Origin of the sequence: Streptomyces sp. NPDC056222 (assembly GCF_042264065.1) — a bacterium.
Lineage (GTDB): Bacteria > Actinomycetota > Actinomycetes > Streptomycetales > Streptomycetaceae > Streptomyces.
In genome coordinates this window covers 35,110-51,094 of the sequence record NZ_JBHJTL010000058.1, presented here as the reverse complement: position 1 = coordinate 51,094, position 15,985 = coordinate 35,110, and the positions used below count along the sequence as shown (strand labels likewise).

The window sequence follows — 15,985 nt, the reverse complement described above, 5'->3', positions numbered from 1 at the left end:
GGTGGTTTGTTTAGACTATACTAACCCCCCCGGTTTCGCCCCCCGGTACACCCGCCACACGTGTTAACCCGCCATTGTTATAACGGGGCCCGGCCGGCCCCACCGCGGCTACGCGGACGACCCTGCCGGACCCGTGAACTCCCTTGCGGTGACGGTCGACCCGGCGGGCCTGGGCGCGCAGCAGGCACACGTAAGGAGTGCGACGGGGCGTCGTACCGCTGCCGGGCGCTTCGGCGAAGTACAGGCTGTGCTCGATGACGGCGTCGTGCAGGGGCGCCGGAACAGCAGCCGGCTCAGGCGGGCCAGGCCGGTGCCCCGCATCGCCAAGGTGCGCCGCAGCACGATGCGTTCGGCGTCCCGGGCGGACGCCTCAGTGTTCGGAGCCCGGCTCCGCTGCCCCCGACGACGCGACCGCCTCGACCACGGCACGCGCCCGTCTCTCCGGCACTCCGGCCGCGACGAGGGTGGAGACGGCCGCGCGGGTCCCGTCGTCCTCCAGCTCCCCGGAGGTGACCTCCTCCAACAGGGCGACCGTCATCGCCTCCAGTCCGGCGCTCAGTACGGCCGGCGGCAGCAGGGTGTGGAACGCGCCGTCCCGCTGTCCCCGCTCCAGGATCGCCGTGGCCTCGCTGCGGGCCGGTGCCAGGACCTCGGCCACGCGGTCCGACCCGAGGTCCCGCCGGGCCAGCGACAGCAGGAACCGGTAGCGGTCCCCCAGAGACCACATCGAGAACACGAAGTGCGCGAGCGCCTGCTCAGCAGGCTCCTCGGGCCGCGCAGCGGTCGCCAGAGCGCTGTCGAGAGCCTCCGAGGCTTCGTCGGCGAGCGCCTCGAGGAGGGCCGTACGCCCCGGGAAGTGACCGTACAGGGTGCGGCGCACCACGCCGGAGGCTCGCGCGAGCTCCTCCAGGGTGAGATCCGGGTTCCGTCCCAGCTCCTGGCGGGCCGTGGCCAGGATGCGTGCCCGGTTGGACCGCGCATTGCTTCTCTGGGGAACGCGGCCCACGGGCTTGGTCACGGCAACCTCGGTGCGTCAGTGCGGTGAACGACGGAGAACGACAGAGAAACCGACGAACGGCCGGCCCATTCTGACACGCAGGTCATCCAGCAGGTCATCCACGCGATCCGAGCCCTGGGACCGAGTCCCCGGGGGCCCGGCTCTACACCGAGTCCCACACGGGGAATTCGGCGGACTCCGACAGTTCGGCCCACACCGTCTTGCCCTGACGGGCATGCCGCGTTCCCCACCGCTCGGCGAGCTGGGCGACCAGGAGCAGGCCACGGCCGCCCTCGTCGGAGACGGCGGCGCGGCGCAGATGCGGCGTGGTGCTGCTGGTGTCGGAGACCTCGCACATGACGGCGCGATCGTGGATGAGGCGCAGCCGGATGGGAGGCCGGCCGTAGCGGATGGCGTTGGTGACGAGTTCGCTGACCACCAGTTCGGCGGTGAAGGCGAGCTCTTCCAGCCCCCAACTGCTCAGTTGCCGGGTGACGTTCGACCGGGCCCTGGATACGGCGCTGGGGTCGGCTTCCACGTCCCAGTCGGCGACCTGGCGGTCACCGAGGGTGCGGGTGCGGGCGATGAGCAGTGCGACGTCGTCGTCCGGACGTGGCGGCAGCAGCGCTTCGAGCACGCTGTCGCAGGTGTGCTCCAGGGAGGGAGCCGGCTGGGCGAGCGTTCGACGGAGCAGGGCGAGGCCCGTCTCGATGTCACGGTCACGCGCTTCGATCAGGCCGTCGGTGTACAGGGCGAGGAGGCTGCCCTCGGGCAGGTCGAACTCGGCGGCCTCGAAGGGCAGACCGCCCAGGCCCAGCGGAGGGCCAGGCGGCAGGTCGAGGATTTCCACGGTGCCGTCCGGGGCCACCAGGGCGGGCGGCGGGTGCCCCGCGCGGGCGAGGGTGCACTGGCGGGTGACGGGGTCGTAGACGGCGTAGAGACAGGTGGCTCCGATGTCCCCCGCGGATTCGCTGTCGCCGGCTGCGTCGGTGCCTTTGTCCGGGGCGGCGTCCAGGTCGGCGTCCGGGACGGCGTTCAGGCCGGCGTCCGGGACGGCTTCCCCGTCCGGCTCGGCGTCGGGCACGGCTTCGGCCGACAGGCGCAGGACGACGTCGTCGAGGTGCGTGAGGAGTTCGTCGGGCGGCAGGTCGACGTCGGCGAGGGTGCGTACGGCGGTACGCAGCCGCCCCATGGTGGCTGCGGCGTGGATGCCGTGGCCGACGACGTCGCCCACCACGAGCGCGACGCGTGCTCCGGACAGCGGGATGACGTCGTACCAGTCGCCGCCCACGCCCGCCTGCGCGCCGGCGGGCAGGTAGCGGAAGGCCACGTCCACGGCCGACTGCTCCGCGGTGTCGTGCGGGAGCAGGCTGCGCTGCAGGGTGAGGGCGGCGGCACGCGCGTGCGTGTACCGGCGGGCGTTGTCGACGGCCACCGCCGCCCTGGCGGCGATCTCCTGGGCGAGGAGCAGGTCTTCGTCGTCGTAGAGGCCTCGGTGGCGGACGAACTGCGCGACGCCCAGCGTGGAGTCCCGGGCCCGCAGCGGCACCACGATCGTCGAGTGGTTTCCGTCGCCGTCGGCACCGGGGCCGGGTGCAGGGGCTGCCGACCCATCGGTGTCGAGGTGGTGACGCGAGGGCCGGCCCGTGATCAGGGCGCGGGCCGACGGCGTGTCGTCCGCGCAGATGAAGAGCTGCTGCGGCCGGATCGTCGTGTCCCCATCGCCGTCGACCACCGAGCGCCGAGCGGCCCGTCGGAGGGCGAGAGGCGGCTCCATCGGGGTGTCCTGTCCGCGGAGCACCGAGTCGAGCAGGTCGACGGTGACGAGGTCGGCGAAGTGCGCGATGGCGAAGTCCGCCAGTTCCTGCGTGGTGCGGGCGATGTCCAGTGTGGTGCCGATGCGCATACTCGCCTCGTTCACCATCGACAGCCGCCCTTGCAGACGTCGGTCCCGCTCTTCCTGATAGGCCGCGACACCGTACTCGGACGCGAGGTCGACGTACCCGGTCATCGTCGCGATCAGCTTGCGCGCGGCCGCGCTGACCAGCGCGGCGTCGCCGGTCAGCCGGGGCAGCTCCGACAGCATGCCGTCGAGAACGACGCCCTGCCCGATGCGGAAGGCGCGCAGCATCACGCTGAGGGGCGTCCCGTGCCGTGCCAGCCGGCGGGCGCGCTCCAGGTCGGCGGACGGGGATTCGATGCGGTCCGGCTCGATGCCGCGCTTGAGGCCGTCCAAGGCGGCGAGCACGTGCTCGGCGACGTTCTCCGCCGGATCGCCGTCGACGTCCGCGTGCGCCCACATCTCCGGAACGTCACGTCGCAGTGCCCGCTCCACGTCTTGGATCAGCTGATCTGCTCGCAGGCTGAGCTCACGCGCGGCGCGGGACACGAGACTGTCCGCAGTGAAGTCCACAAGGACGACGTTACGCCGGACCGGCGTGCGGGCGCCGCCGAAAGGCTGTCGCACGCTCCACCGATGGTCGCGGCACTCTCCACGAACGGTGACGCCGCGCCGTTCTCCGACGGCTCCGCGCCGCCTCGCTCCCGGCGGACCATGAGCACGAGCGGTCAGTCGGCTTCCGTCAGCGCCGCGCGGGCGGCGGTGAGGATCTCCTCGGAGAGGGGGGAGCCCTTGGTGGCGCGGGACAGGACGAGTGCGCCGACCATGGTGCACAGGCGGGTGATGCCGTCCTCGTCCTCGGTGGTGAGCGACTCCGCGAAGTCGCTCACGCCCTGGCTGTACACCCGGCCCGCCTCCTGGGCGCTCAGGCCGCGCGCCATGTCGGTGGCGAGCGCGGCGGTGGGACAGCCGTCCGCCAGGTCGTCGCGGTGCTCGACGGAGAGGTACGCCTCGATCAGCGCCTGCCGTCCGGCCTCCGGCTGCCCCGCGTACCGCTCCGATCCCGCCGTGCGGCGCTGGGCGAGTTCGGCGAACGCGTGGGCCGTGGCCTCGTCGATCAGCGCTTCCTTGGAGGCGAACTGCTTGTAGAAGCCGCCGTGGGTGAGACCGGCCTCCTTCATGAGGTCGGCGACGCTGACGTGCGTCCCCTGCTCCCGGAAGAGGCGGGAGGCGGTTTCGACGACCCGCCGGCGGTTCTCCTGCGCTTGCGCCTGCGATACGCGGCCCATCGGGCACCTCCACATTTGGATGTCGCTTGGCATCTATTCTAGTGTACGGTTTAGATTGTTTCCGTAATCTAATTGGCGGCCACCCTCACCGGAGCCGCCCCGCCACGCTGGGAGCAGACATGGAACTGACGAACGCGGTCGCACTGGTCACCGGGGCGAACCGGGGGCTGGGGCGTCATCTGGCAGAGCAGCTGGTGCGGCGCGGGGCGAAGGTGTACGCGGCGGCGAGGCGGCCCGAGACCGTGGATCTGGCGGGCGTCGTCCCGCTGCGTCTGGACGTGACCGACGAGGAGTCGGTCCGCGCGGCGGCCCGCATCGCGTCCGACGCCACGCTGCTGGTCAACAACGCCGGGATCTCCACCGGCACTTCGCTCATCTCGGGCGACCTGGACGCGGTGCGGCTGGAGATGGAGACGAACTTCTACGGGCCGCTCGTCATGACGCGCGCCTTCGCTCCGGTCATCGAGAACAACGGCGGCGGCGCCGTGCTGAACGTCCTGTCCGTCCTGTCCTGGTTCCACCCGGCCGGCCTCGGCTCGTACGCGGCGGCCAAGGCGGCCGCATGGGCCCAGACCGACGCGGCCCGCGAGGAGCTGGCGCCCCGGGGCATCACCGTCTCGGCGCTGCACGTCGCGTACATGGACACCGACATGGCGGCCCGCGTCCCCGCCGAGCAGAAGGTCGACCCCGCCGAGGTCGCCGCCCAGGCCTTGGACGGCATCGAGAAGGGCATGCCGGAGATCCTCGCCGACGAGGTCACGCGCCAGGTCAAGCAGGGACTTTCCGCGGCACCGACCCCGGCGTGAGGGACTCCCCGAACCGGTGGCGTGACGCACCTCCGGCTGAGCCGCGAGTACGTCCACCACGTGACCGGGCCCGTCAGCGGCCCGTGCTCCAGCAGTACGTCAAGGCACGGCACCGCCGCACACAGGGTCCGTAAAGGCACTGGGCCGGACCACCTGCTCGGCCCTACCGTCCCCTTCATGGAACTCCCCTTCGTACCGCCGGAGTACCACTCGGCCGGCTCCGTACACGACACGGGCTGGCCCTCGGAAGCGCGTGCCGCCGCCGGTTTCGCCCTGGTGCTGCTCGCCGTGTCCCTCACCGTCGAGGCGGGGAACGGCACGCTGAGCCTGTTACGGGCCCTGCCGTGGTCCGGGCTGGCCGCCCTGGTGTTCGCGATACTCCTCCCGCCTCGGGTCGAGGCGTCACCGGGGCGGCTGACCGTCCGCGGTCTGACGGCCCGAAGAACCGTCCACACCGACCGACTGGCCTCCGTGCGCTGGTCCGACGGTGTCGCGCAGAGACTGATCCTCTACGACACCACGGGCGCACGGGCCGAGATCGACCCGCGTGTGTTCATGGCCAACCCTCCGCTGTGGCACCTGCTGAAGACTGACGCCCGGGTCTCGCTGGCCCGAGGCACCCTGCGCCACGGCAGCGCGGAACTGGAGCGGCTGGCCCGATGCGTCGACCGGGAGACGGCCCTCACCGTCTTCCGGATCTCGGGCCTTCACTAAGACCGCGGCGCGCAGCGTTCACCGTGACTCGGTCCCGAAGTCCGCCGGCAGGCGACTTCGCCAGCCGACCCGGCGCCTCGGCAGCCCTTCCTCGACCACGACCACACGCACGAGTCGACCCCGACGCCCCCGCCTCAGGTGGCGAGCGTCAGTGGGGTGTACGGACTCGATCCATCGCCGTCAAGGTGCCGTCAAAGCCCTGCCCTGGAGGCTGGGCGGCGGGGATAGCTTCGATGACGCCCCGGCCCGCCGACTCGGCAGGCCGGGGCGTCATCAACCGTTCGCGGCTCCTCAGGGAGGGCCCCATGTGTCTGTTCCAGTACGCCGACGATCCCGAGCCCGAAGAACAGGTCCCGGCCGGACCGCTGTACGTGCCCGTCCGGCCGGGAAGCGGCGCGGAAACCGTGATCCGGCTGTTCCGCACACCGCTCGGCACACGTACCGCCGTCGGCTTCACCCGCACGGACCGGCTGACCGAGGTGCTGGGCGAGGCCCAGCCGTACATCCGGCTGTCGGAATCCGTCCTGCGGGCGCTCTGCGAGCCGCTCGGCGCGGACCTGGTCACCGTCGACCCGGCACTGTCCGCTCCCGCGGTCCCCGCGCACACGCCGGACCGCCGGTCGGACCGACAGCCGGACCGGGCCTCCCGGGCCGCCAAGGCCGTCCGGGCCGTCTGAGAACGGGGAGGAGTTCCATGACCATTGCCCTGGTCTCCGAGATCGCCGCGGAAGCGGACGACCTGTCGGTGTGGCCGGCGTCCACGACCCGTCTGCCGCACGGTGGCCTCGCCGTCGGCGGGGTGTCGTTGGCCGACATCGCCGACCGCTTCGACACACCCGCGTATGTGCTGGACGAGGGTGAGGTACGGGCCCGCTGCCGCACCTACCGGGCCACCTTCCCCGACACCGAAGTGCTGTACGCCGCCAAGGCGTTCCTGTCCCGGACCATGGTCCGCTGGGTCGCGGAGGAAGGCCTCGGACTGGACGTCTGCTCGGCCGGCGAGCTCGAACTCGCGGTCACCGCGGGGTTCCCACCGGACCGTATCGTCCTGCACGGCAACGCGAAGTCACCGCACGACATCGAGTCGGCCCTGCGCCTCGGCGTGGGCCGGATCGTCATCGACAGCCCGTCCGAGATCGCGCGGCTGGCCGCGCTCGTGGGCCCCCGCGGCCGGCAGAAGGTGCTGGTCCGCGTGGTCCCCGGTGTATCCGCCGGCGGTCACGAGAAGATCCGCACCGGCACGGACGGCCAGAAGTTCGGTCTGTCGCTCACCGACGGATCCGCGCAGCACGCCATCGCCCGTCTGCTGACCCAGCCTCAGCTCCAACTGGTGGGCCTGCACTGCCACATCGGCTCCCAGATCACGGACGTCAAGCCGTACGTCGCCGCCCTGCGCCGCATGGTGGGGCTGATGGCCCGCGTCCGCGACACCCACGGTCTCGTGCTGCCCGCACTCGACATGGGCGGCGGCCACGGCATCGCGTACCGGCCCGGGGAACCCGCCCTCGACCTGACGGCCCTGGCCCGCAGGCTGCGGATCGAACTCGCCGCGAGCTGTACGGCGGCCGGGCTCGAGCCGCCCCGGCTCACCATCGAACCCGGCCGTGCCGTCGCGGGCCCCGCGGGAGTGGCGCTCTACCGGGTGCTGGCCGTGAAGAACACCGGTGCCCAGGTGTTCGTGGCCGTGGACGGAGGCATGAGCGACAACCCCCGCCCGGCGCTGTACGGAGTGCGCTACGCCCCTCGACTCGTCGGCCGCCACTCCACCGTCGACACCCGCGCGGCCACGGTGGTGGGCCGGCACTGCGAGGCGGGCGACATCCTCGCCGCCGACGCGAAGCTGCCCGGCGACATCCGCCCCGGCGACCTGCTCGCGGTGCCCGTGGCGGGGGCGTACCAGCTGTCGATGGCCTCCGGGTACAACATGGTCGGCCGTCCCCCGGTCGTCGCGGTCGACGGCGGCACGGCCCGCCTCCTCGTACGACGCGAGACACTGGACGACCTCCGCAGCCGGGACATCGGCGAATAGGGCCCGAGCCCGAACACGATCCCGCCGGACGGGTGCCCAGGCACCGGTCCGGCGGGATTTCCGTACGTCCGCGTCGCCCGCCGTCCGCCGGCGTGGACGTGCGGGCGGCGGGCAACGGTCCGGCTCTGCGCCCCGCCCGCCGACGGAACGGCGGGTGGGGCAACCGGGCGCGGCAGACTGTCAGTTCGTCTCGTCGGTGACGCGGAAGCGAAGCCGGCAGATCACGGCATCGGTGTCGCGGCGCACGGCATGCGCCACGACCGAACCGCGCTGGTTCTGGAGCAGGCGCTGCCAGAGGTGCGCGGGCTCGGTCTCCGGGATCAGTACGGTGATCTGGGAGGCGGGCTGGGCGGCGGCGAGCTCGCGGACGTAACCGGAGACGGGGCGGCCGAGGGCGCGGGGCGGTGGGCGAGGACCAGGGAGCCGGCGGCCACGAGGCCGGTACGCCGTCCCAGGTGCCGCTTGGCCACGGCGTACGAGCCGCCGCCGTCCGGGAACGCGGCGATCACCTGCCGGTACGAGGCCACCAGTACGACGAGGAGCGCGGCGATCGCGAGCGTGACGGGGAGCGTGAAACCCATCCCGTACGCACCGGCGACCGCCGGCACGAGCACGATCGACTCCGGCCCGTACGCCACCGATGCCATCGCGTCCAGGGACAGCGCGGCGAGCCCCTGGAGCGCGGTGAGTCTGTGCCGGTGACCGGCTCCGGGGGCACCGGCTCCGGTATCGGGGGGTTCCTCCGTGCCGGTGCCTTCTGCCGCCGTGGTCGGCTTGCCCGTGTGTATGGCCATGGTGCTGGTTCCTCCGAGTGAGCAGGTCGAGGAACAGGTTGGCCGCCGCGCGGTACGGGTCCCGGACTCCTTGTCGCCGTCCATACGCCCACCGGCTGCCTCTTCACGCACCCCTGACGGCCGGGCCGGAAAGGCGAAAGGGGGCTCCGGTCCTTGCGGAGGCCGTTGGGGATGAGCAGGTCGGACCGGGTGGCAACCGCCATGGGTGAGGGCCGATCAGGTGGTCACGTAACGGAGCCTCCCCGCCTTGACCTGTGGTGACGTGACGGGAAAGGCCCCCGGTGGCGGTGGGTGACCGGGCGAGGGGGCGTGGTGTGTGGCTGGCTGGGGGAGGCACGATTCCCACCACCCCGAAGGGACCGCACGGCGATGACCTTCCCCGCCGAAGCCGGGCTGAGATCGGTCTCAACAGCCGTTCGCGTGCCGGCCGAGTAGTGCTGCTGTCAGCGCTTGCCGCGCTCCGAGCCGGCCTGTGCACGCCAGCGGCCATCGCGCCTCTCACACCAATCATCCAGGGACCGAATGATGCCCAGGTGAAGCCTGAACGTGCTTCCTGAGAGTGCAATCATCCGGTCCTGCAAGGAGCAACTCATGAGTTCTGAGCACAGGACCCCCACCGTCATGGGGCCCCTCCCCATAAAGGGCAGGCGGATCGCCGAAGGAGCGATGGCAGCGCTGGCCCTCATCACGCTGGGCCTTTCCAGCCCCCAAGCGGCCGCAGAAACGGCAGAGCGCCCGCCCTCGCACTCGTCGGCGCCGTACGGCGATCACGACAAGTGCAAGGACAAGAGTGACGACAAGCATGTGGGCGCCTCAGGGACGCTCGACGACGCGAAGGACAAGGACAAGGGCAAGGACAAGGACAAGGACAAGTGCAAGGGGGCTACGGGCGCGACCGGGCCGACCGGCCCGCCCGGCCCCGCGGGTGACACCGGAGACACCGGCCCCGCAGGCGACACGGGCCCCGCGGGCGACACCGGTCCCGCAGGCGACACCGGCCCCGCAGGCGACACCGGCCCTGCGGGCGACACCGGTCCCGCGGGCGACACCGGCCCTGCGGGTGCCACCGGAGACACCGGTGCAACCGGAGACACCGGAGACACCGGCCCGAGCCAGTGCGGCGCCGACGTCGACTCACTGCTCCCCAACGGCACCGAAGAGTTCAGCATCATCCTCCGCGACGGCGCCGCATTCGGGGCCCACCGGCCGACCCGCACGGGGCCGGTGTACTACGAGCAGGACCTCACCACCTACCCCAACTACCCCGAAGAGAGCACTGTCTGCGGCGCGACCGTGTCGTCACAGGCCAACGACCTGAACTACAAGGTGACCACCACCACTGGAGCCGTATGGGAGCTCCAGTGCCCGGTGAACAACATGAATCGGATCGACTGCACCGGCAAGTCCTGGACACAGATCACCTTCACGAACGTGCCCGTGGGGCCGTTCAGGAACGGCGAACCCGTGACCGAGGGCCAGCGGTCCGGCGTCGACAAGAGCCTCTCGAAGAGTCTGAAGGGATCGTAGAAACGATCGAGGGGGCGGGCCTGCCATTCACCCGTGCTGCGTCGACACCCGGGACCTGCGGGTACGACGGCGAGTAAGGCGCCCCCATGCAAGTGGCCCCGCGCCGTGCGAAGGGAACGCGGAGCCACCGGCAACCACACCACCATCGGAAGGTGGTGTCACTGTGACCGTACGAGCCGCGCGCCCCGGTGGCCCGCCAGGCGCCCGCGCACGGGTGACCGGCCGAGCCGTTCACCGTCGCGGCCGCCACGGGCAGGGGCGAAGCGGTCGGTGTGTGGCGCTCCTCCCCCATCGGCTCGGGGATCAGCCGGGCGCACCAGAAGTGATGTAAATGCGGTGCATGATCGGCGCGTTCGTGGTGCAATTCCGGTACGCATTGGTCGTCAGGAAGGCATCGCCATGGATCAGCTCCCCGCCCACCCCGACAGCGAGCGGTACTCGGTGACGTTGTGCCCTCCGGCTGTCACCGCGATCGCGGAGCTCACCGCCGCGACCGGCGTCAGCAAGGCCGACGTGATCAACCGGGCGGTCCTGCTGCTCGGGTTCGTCGAAGGCGAACGCGCCAAGGGCAGCGACCTGATGATTCGCGACAGCGCGGGGTCCCTGGAGCGCATCCACATTCTCTGAACCTCGGGGCAACCCCGCTCGGAGGCACCCGGATCGGCTTCCGGCGTCCCCCTTCCGCATGGTCCTGAGGCGGCGCCGGGGGTGGTTACGGGGATTCGGGGTGTGGTGGAGCAATGATTCCCGGGCCGCCGGACGGCGGTGACACGAGATCAGGAGAACGCCATGCCCCGGATCACCCCCAACCTCTGGTTCGACACACAGGGTAAGGAGGCCGCGGAGTTCTACTGCTCGGTCTTCCCCAACTCTGAGATCAAGAACGTGTCCTACTACGGGGAGGCGGGCCCCCGCCCTGCCGGGACCGTGCTGACCGTCGACTTCGTCCTGGACGGCACGCGCTTCACCGCCATCAACGGCGGCCCCGAGTTCACCTTCGACGAGGCCGTGTCCTTCCTCATCGACTGCGCGGACCAGGGGGAGGTCGACTACTACTGGAACAAGCTGTCCGAGGGTGGACAGGAGGGCCCGTGCGGCTGGGTCAAGGACAAGTTCGGCCTGAGCTGGCAGGTCGTGCCCGCCGTCCTGGAAGAACTGCTCAGCGATCCGGACGAGGCGCGCGCCCAGCGGGCGATGAAGGCGATGCTCACCATGGGAAAACTGGACGTCGCCGCGCTGCTCGCGGCCGCGGACGGCTCCTGACCCCACGGCCCCCGAGGACCATGAGGACCCGGCGGACCCGAGGACCCGGATCCCTCCGACGGAACGCGCCTCGGACCGAGCCCCCCGGCAGCCGTTACGATCTTCCTGGGGGAGGAACCATGATCCGGATTCTGCTGGCCGAGGACATGCACCTGATCCGCGGGGCGCTGGTCGCCCTGCTGGGTCTCGAGGACGACATGGAGGTCGTCGCCGAAGTGGCCCGCGGGGACGCCGTCGTCCCCGCCGCGCTGGCCCACCGGCCCACCGTCGCCGTCCTCGACCTGGAGATGCCCGGCGCGGACGGGCTCTCCGCCGCCCGCGACCTCTCCGTCGCGCTTCCCGAGTGCCGGATCATGATCCTCACCGCGCTGGGCCGTCCGGAGGCGCTGCGGTCCGCACTCGCCGCACGGGTCGGCGGGTTCATGCTCAAGGACGCCCCGCCGGACCAGCTCGCCGCCGCGATCCGCCGCGTGGCCGCCGGGGATCACGTCATCGACCCGAAGCTCGCCGCCGCGGCGCTCACCGCCAAGGAGAGCCCTCTCACGACCCGCGAGACCGATGTGCTGCGGCTGGCCGCCACCGGCGCCGAGCTCGACCACATCGCCCGTGAACTGCACCTCACCCAGGGCACCGTACGGAACTACCTCGGCGCGGCGGTCACCAAGCTCGCGGCCCGCAATCGGCTCGACGCGGTGCGGATCGCACGGGAGGAAGGCTGGCTGGGATGACGCGGAGTCATCCTCCGGCCCGCGAGGGCGCCGAGACGGGCTCGGTCACCAGCCGGACGGTCAGGACGTAGCCGCGTCCGTCCGGGGCCGACCCGGCCTCCAGCCGCCCGCCGAGCGCCGCCGCGCGCTCACGCAGATTCCTCAGCCCGTTGCCGCCGACGCCGGCCACCGCGGTACTTCCCTCCGCCAGCGGCCCACCGCCGTCGTCCGCCACCCGCAACAGCCTCTGACCGAACTCCACTTCGCACCGTCGTGCTCCCGGGGCGTGCCGCAGCACGTTCGTCACCGCCTCCCGCAGCACCGTGGCGAACAGCGCCTCCGACACCTCGTCGACGTTCTCCACCTCGCCCCGCACCCGCACCTCGATGCCGGTGGCGGCGAGCACGTTCCGGGCGGAGTCCACCTCCTCGGCAAGCGTGAGCTCCGTGCCGTCCCCCGGGATCGCCCGGAGGTCCGCGAGCGCTCGGCCCGCCAGCGCCGCCGCATCGGCGAGATGGCCGTCGGCTCGCACCGGGTCGGGGTCGCGGTCCGCCAACTCGCCCTTCAGCGCGATCGCCGACAGGCCGTGGCCCAGCAGATCGTGGACGTCCCTGGCGATGCGCCGACGCTCTCGGGCCACCGCCAGCGAGGCGAGTGCTCCGCGGGCCTCCCGCACCTGGTGGACGAGGCCGGTGAGCAGGGCCAGACCGTAGAAGACCAGAGCGATCACCACGACGTCCAGGACCAGGACCGCGGCGCCCCGGGCTCCGGGACCGTCGGTCCGTACGAGCGCCACGACCGCCACCAGGCCCGTCAGCGCTGCTGCCGCGGGCCAGGCGATGCGCCCCGGGAGAACGATCAGCACCGAGGCCGCCGCGAAGGCCACCAACTGGGGGTACGGGCCGTCCGGAGCCGCCAGTACACCCAGGGCGAGGGCGAGTTGGGCGCCCAGCGTCCAGGCCACGTGCCGGGGACGTACGCCCGGCGGACGCGGCAGGGAGTGGTACGCCTGCAGACCGACGACCGCCGTCAACGCGGCCGTGTACGCGGCGAACCGCCCACCCGTCACCCCGTCGTCTAGCAGGAAGGCCACGCCCACGATCAGGTACTCGAGGTGGGTGGCGACGACGATGGGCCACGCCAGCCGGGGCGTCAGGGCGCCCGGTGGGATGTCCGCGCCGTCGGCGGAGTGCGCGGACGGCGCGGCTCGTACCCGATCCGTCGCCGCCCGCGCCACCGTCACCAGCTGCCGCGCTCCCCGCGTTCCCTGTCCGGCCAGCCGGACGATCTCCGCCAGTGCCGTTCCCAGCACCGCGTCGAGGTCCCGGCCGGCGCGCTCCCGCTCGGCCGCGACCCGGGCCTGCGCCAATGCGCCGCGGGTGGCGCGGAGTTCGGTGTAGAGGTCGGTGAGCCGGGTGAGTGCGTAGATGATCAGACCGTGGGCGAGAGCGTTGCCGATGCCGTTGAGTACGGAGTGGACACCGCCGTCTCCGGGGGCGAGCAGCCCGCCGGCGAGCACCACGACCGCGAACAGGGCCCAACGGACCGGCCGTTCGACGACGAGCAGTACGGAGGCTCCGAGGAACCCGGGCAGGCCGGACCAGGGCGCGAGCAGGATCTGCGCGGCCAGGGTCCACGCCCCGCGCAGCCGCCGCGTCGAGGGCAGGCAGGTGACGATCTGGAGCAGCAGCATCGGCACGGCGGCCGGGCGCGGCAGGAGGACACCGGGCTCGAAGGAGAATCCGAGAATGACGACGACGAGGACCACGGAGACGACCGCGGGCGTCGGACCGGCCTCTGAGCCGTCGGCGGTGCTGTCGGCGGTGCGGTCGGCCTGGCGGGCGTTCATGAGGTCACGGTAGACGTACACCTGGGCACCGCACCCGGCCCACCCATGTGAAATACACACAGGTCGATGCGGCTCGCACTGGAGCGGCCCACGTCCGGACGAGATCGTCGACGTATGCGTACGACGCCGATACGGGCCCTCGCCACGATGGCCGCCACGATCATGATGACGGTCACCTCCGCCGCGCTGGTCTCCCTACCCACATCCGCTCACGCGGCCGTTCCGACCAGCCCCGCCACCCTCCCTGACGCCCGTGATTCCCGCACCCCCGGCGCACTCGACTCCCTCGTCGACACCGCCGTCGCCGACTACCTCGCGGACGACCGCATCCCCGGCGCGGCCGTCTCGGTGGTCTCCGGCGGCCGGACCGTCCTGACCAAGGGCTACGGCGTCGCCGACACCGGTACCAGGGCGCCGGTGGACCCCCACAGCACGGTCTTCTTCCTCGGCTCGCTCGCCAAGCTGTTCACTGCGCAGGCCGCCTCCCAGCTCGTCGCCGAGGGCAGGATCGACCCGGACGCCGACGTCAACGACCGCCTCCGCGCGGTCACCGTCCCCGACACCCATCCCGGACGCCCCGTCACCCTGGACCAACTCCTCACCCACACCGGCGGCTTCGACAGCGACCTCGTCGGCCGCAGCAGGGCCCGTGCGCAGGACGTCGAACCGCTCGCGGAAAGCCTTGTGACGCGCCGCCCGCCCCGGGTCCGCGCCCCCGGCACGATCGTCTCGTACGACAACTACGGCTACGCGCTCGCGGGCCAGATCGTCGCCGAGACCTCGGGCCGGTCCTTCCCCTCCTACGTCGACGAGCACATCCTCAGGCCGCTGGGCATGAGGAGTTCCACGGTCGCCCAGCCGCAGCCGGAGCCGATCGCAGAGCGTCTCGCCCACGGCTACCGGCCCAACGGTACGTCCGGCTGGACCGAGGACAAGGGTCAGTACGGTGCGTGGAGCCCGACCGGGCCGGGGGCCGTCAGCACCGCCGCCGACATGGGCCGTTGGATGACCGACCAGCTCGCCGACGCGGCTCCGGCGAACCGCCTGATGCAGCAGGTGCACCACCGGCAGGATCCCCGGCTGCCCGGCGTCGGCTACGGCTTCGAGGAGTGGCGGCGCGACGGACGGACCGGCTGGTTCAAGGACGGCGACATTCCCGGATTCCACTCGAACCTGCTCCTTGTCCCCGGCCACGATCTGGGGGTGTTCGTCGTCTTCAACGGTGACGGCAAGGACGGCCGGGCCGCCTGGGACGGCAAGGACCTGATCAATCGCATCGTGGACGCCCTGGTACCGGGCCGCCCGGCGGCCGCGGCCCCGAGCGCGGCCGGCGATGCCGCCACGGACCCCGCCCTCGACTCGTACACCGGCACGTACCGCCCCGCCCGGGTCAGCCGGACCAGCCTCATGGCGGTCGAAGGCCTGGTCTCGTCGGTCACCGTGGAGAGGGACGGCGCGAACGGACTGCGCACCACCGGTCTCTCCCTCGATCCCGACCGGCCCGCACAGAGCTGGCTCGCCCTCGGTGACGGCCTCTTCCGCGAACGCGGCGGCCATGGTGCGACGCTCGCCTTCAGCAGGAGCGGGGTACTGGTCTCGTCGGCGACGCCGTCGACGGCGTACGAGAGACTGACCTGGCGTCAATCTCCTTCTCTGCACATGGGACTGCTCGCCTTCGGCGTGGGCGGGCTGGTCATCGGCGCGATCGCGTTCCCGGCAACCGCCCTGCTGGGGCGCACCCGTGGCCGGATCCCGCATCCGCCCGCCGCGCGGGCCACCCGGGCAGCGGCCGCGGTGACCGGTCTGATCGCGGCGGCCTTCACCGCCGCACTCGCGGCGGTCGTCGCGGACGGCAACGCGATGATGGAGATGGTCCCCCTGGGGTCGCCGCTCCTGTCCGCCGTCACCATGCTGGGTACGGCGCTGGTGGCCTTGACCCTGGGCGTGGTGGCGGGGGCGGTCGCGGCCTGGCTCCGCGGATGGTGGACCGTCGCGGGCCGCCTGCTGTTCACCATCACGGCGGCGGCCGCAATCGCGACGACGAGCATGTTGCTCCACTACCACCTGGCGGGGTTCCCGGTCGCCTGACCGGCCGGGTGGCCTCGTGCGGCAACCGGGCGTCGTACGTGCGTTGCGCGTGCGGCGGGCAGATCGGCCGCGCATCCTCGAA

At 71.9% G+C, this 15,985-nt stretch carries 13 protein-coding genes and 1 pseudogene; 9 read left to right on the top strand and 5 right to left on the bottom strand.

All coding sequences use genetic code 11. From position 1 onward, the window contains the following. Positions 1-370 precede the first annotated feature (370 nt). From ACFC0D_RS24930 to ACFC0D_RS24920, 3 genes are all read right to left on the bottom strand, one after another. Positions 371-1,018 (bottom strand): TetR/AcrR family transcriptional regulator, encoded by a 648-nt coding sequence (locus ACFC0D_RS24930; RefSeq protein ID WP_376439918.1) that lies wholly within the window; start codon positions 1,016-1,018, stop codon positions 371-373. A 142-nt stretch (positions 1,019-1,160) separates the two neighbouring features. Then, positions 1,161-3,410, bottom strand: a complete 2,250-nt coding sequence (locus ACFC0D_RS24925; RefSeq protein WP_376439916.1) for a SpoIIE family protein phosphatase — start codon at positions 3,408-3,410, stop codon at positions 1,161-1,163. A 155-nt stretch (positions 3,411-3,565) separates the two neighbouring features. After that, positions 3,566-4,126, bottom strand: coding sequence for a TetR/AcrR family transcriptional regulator (locus tag ACFC0D_RS24920; protein ID WP_376439913.1), 561 nt, complete (start codon positions 4,124-4,126; stop codon positions 3,566-3,568). A 119-nt stretch (positions 4,127-4,245) separates the two neighbouring features. Here ACFC0D_RS24920 and ACFC0D_RS24915 point away from each other — a divergent pair, with 119 nt between their 5' ends. The 4 genes from ACFC0D_RS24915 to lysA all read left to right on the top strand — a co-directional run bounded on the left by ACFC0D_RS24915 (position 4,246) and on the right by lysA (position 7,675). Beyond that, positions 4,246-4,932 carry an SDR family oxidoreductase gene (locus ACFC0D_RS24915; RefSeq protein WP_376439911.1) on the top strand — a complete coding sequence of 229 codons (687 nt, stop codon included), beginning with the start codon at positions 4,246-4,248 and terminating at the stop codon, positions 4,930-4,932. 177 nt (positions 4,933-5,109) lie between these two features. Next, the gene (locus ACFC0D_RS24910) at positions 5,110-5,646 is read left to right on the top strand and encodes a hypothetical protein (protein ID WP_376439908.1); all 537 of its coding nucleotides are present in this window, start codon (positions 5,110-5,112) and stop codon (positions 5,644-5,646) included. 305 nt (positions 5,647-5,951) lie between these two features. After that, the gene (locus tag ACFC0D_RS24905) at positions 5,952-6,323 is read left to right on the top strand and encodes an SAV_915 family protein (protein WP_376439905.1); all 372 of its coding nucleotides are present in this window, start codon (positions 5,952-5,954) and stop codon (positions 6,321-6,323) included. A gap of 17 nt (positions 6,324-6,340) precedes the next feature. Next, on the top strand, positions 6,341-7,675 hold the full coding sequence (lysA, locus tag ACFC0D_RS24900; protein WP_376439903.1) for a diaminopimelate decarboxylase: 1,335 nt from the start codon (positions 6,341-6,343) through the stop codon (positions 7,673-7,675). Between the two features lie 410 nt (positions 7,676-8,085). Here the strand turns inward: lysA and ACFC0D_RS24895 are convergent. Continuing rightward, positions 8,086-8,469: pseudogene (locus tag ACFC0D_RS24895) on the bottom strand (amino acid permease); the annotation flags it as partial. Positions 8,470-9,060: 591 nt separating this feature from the next. Between ACFC0D_RS24895 and ACFC0D_RS24890 the strand changes: the two are divergent. The 4 genes from ACFC0D_RS24890 to ACFC0D_RS24875 all read left to right on the top strand — a co-directional run bounded on the left by ACFC0D_RS24890 (position 9,061) and on the right by ACFC0D_RS24875 (position 11,987). Then, positions 9,061-9,996 carry a hypothetical protein gene (locus tag ACFC0D_RS24890; RefSeq protein WP_376439900.1) on the top strand — a complete coding sequence of 312 codons (936 nt, stop codon included), beginning with the start codon at positions 9,061-9,063 and terminating at the stop codon, positions 9,994-9,996. A 399-nt stretch (positions 9,997-10,395) separates the two neighbouring features. Further along, on the top strand, positions 10,396-10,623 hold the full coding sequence (locus ACFC0D_RS24885; RefSeq protein WP_376439898.1) for a hypothetical protein: 228 nt from the start codon (positions 10,396-10,398) through the stop codon (positions 10,621-10,623). A 162-nt stretch (positions 10,624-10,785) separates the two neighbouring features. Continuing rightward, positions 10,786-11,259: a VOC family protein gene (locus ACFC0D_RS24880; protein WP_376439895.1), complete on the top strand. Its 474-nt coding sequence runs from the start codon at positions 10,786-10,788 to the stop codon at positions 11,257-11,259. 119 nt (positions 11,260-11,378) lie between these two features. Continuing rightward, complete coding sequence (locus tag ACFC0D_RS24875) at positions 11,379-11,987, top strand: DNA-binding response regulator (RefSeq protein ID WP_376439893.1); 609 nt, start codon at positions 11,379-11,381, stop codon at positions 11,985-11,987. A gap of 7 nt (positions 11,988-11,994) precedes the next feature. Here the strand turns inward: ACFC0D_RS24875 and ACFC0D_RS24870 are convergent, their stop codons facing one another. Then, on the bottom strand, positions 11,995-13,815 hold the full coding sequence (locus tag ACFC0D_RS24870; RefSeq protein WP_376439890.1) for a sensor histidine kinase: 1,821 nt from the start codon (positions 13,813-13,815) through the stop codon (positions 11,995-11,997). A 114-nt stretch (positions 13,816-13,929) separates the two neighbouring features. Between ACFC0D_RS24870 and ACFC0D_RS24865 the strand changes: the two genes are divergently transcribed. Further along, positions 13,930-15,903 carry a serine hydrolase domain-containing protein gene (locus ACFC0D_RS24865; protein ID WP_376439887.1) on the top strand — a complete coding sequence of 658 codons (1,974 nt, stop codon included), beginning with the start codon at positions 13,930-13,932 and terminating at the stop codon, positions 15,901-15,903. Positions 15,904-15,985 lie beyond the last annotated feature (82 nt).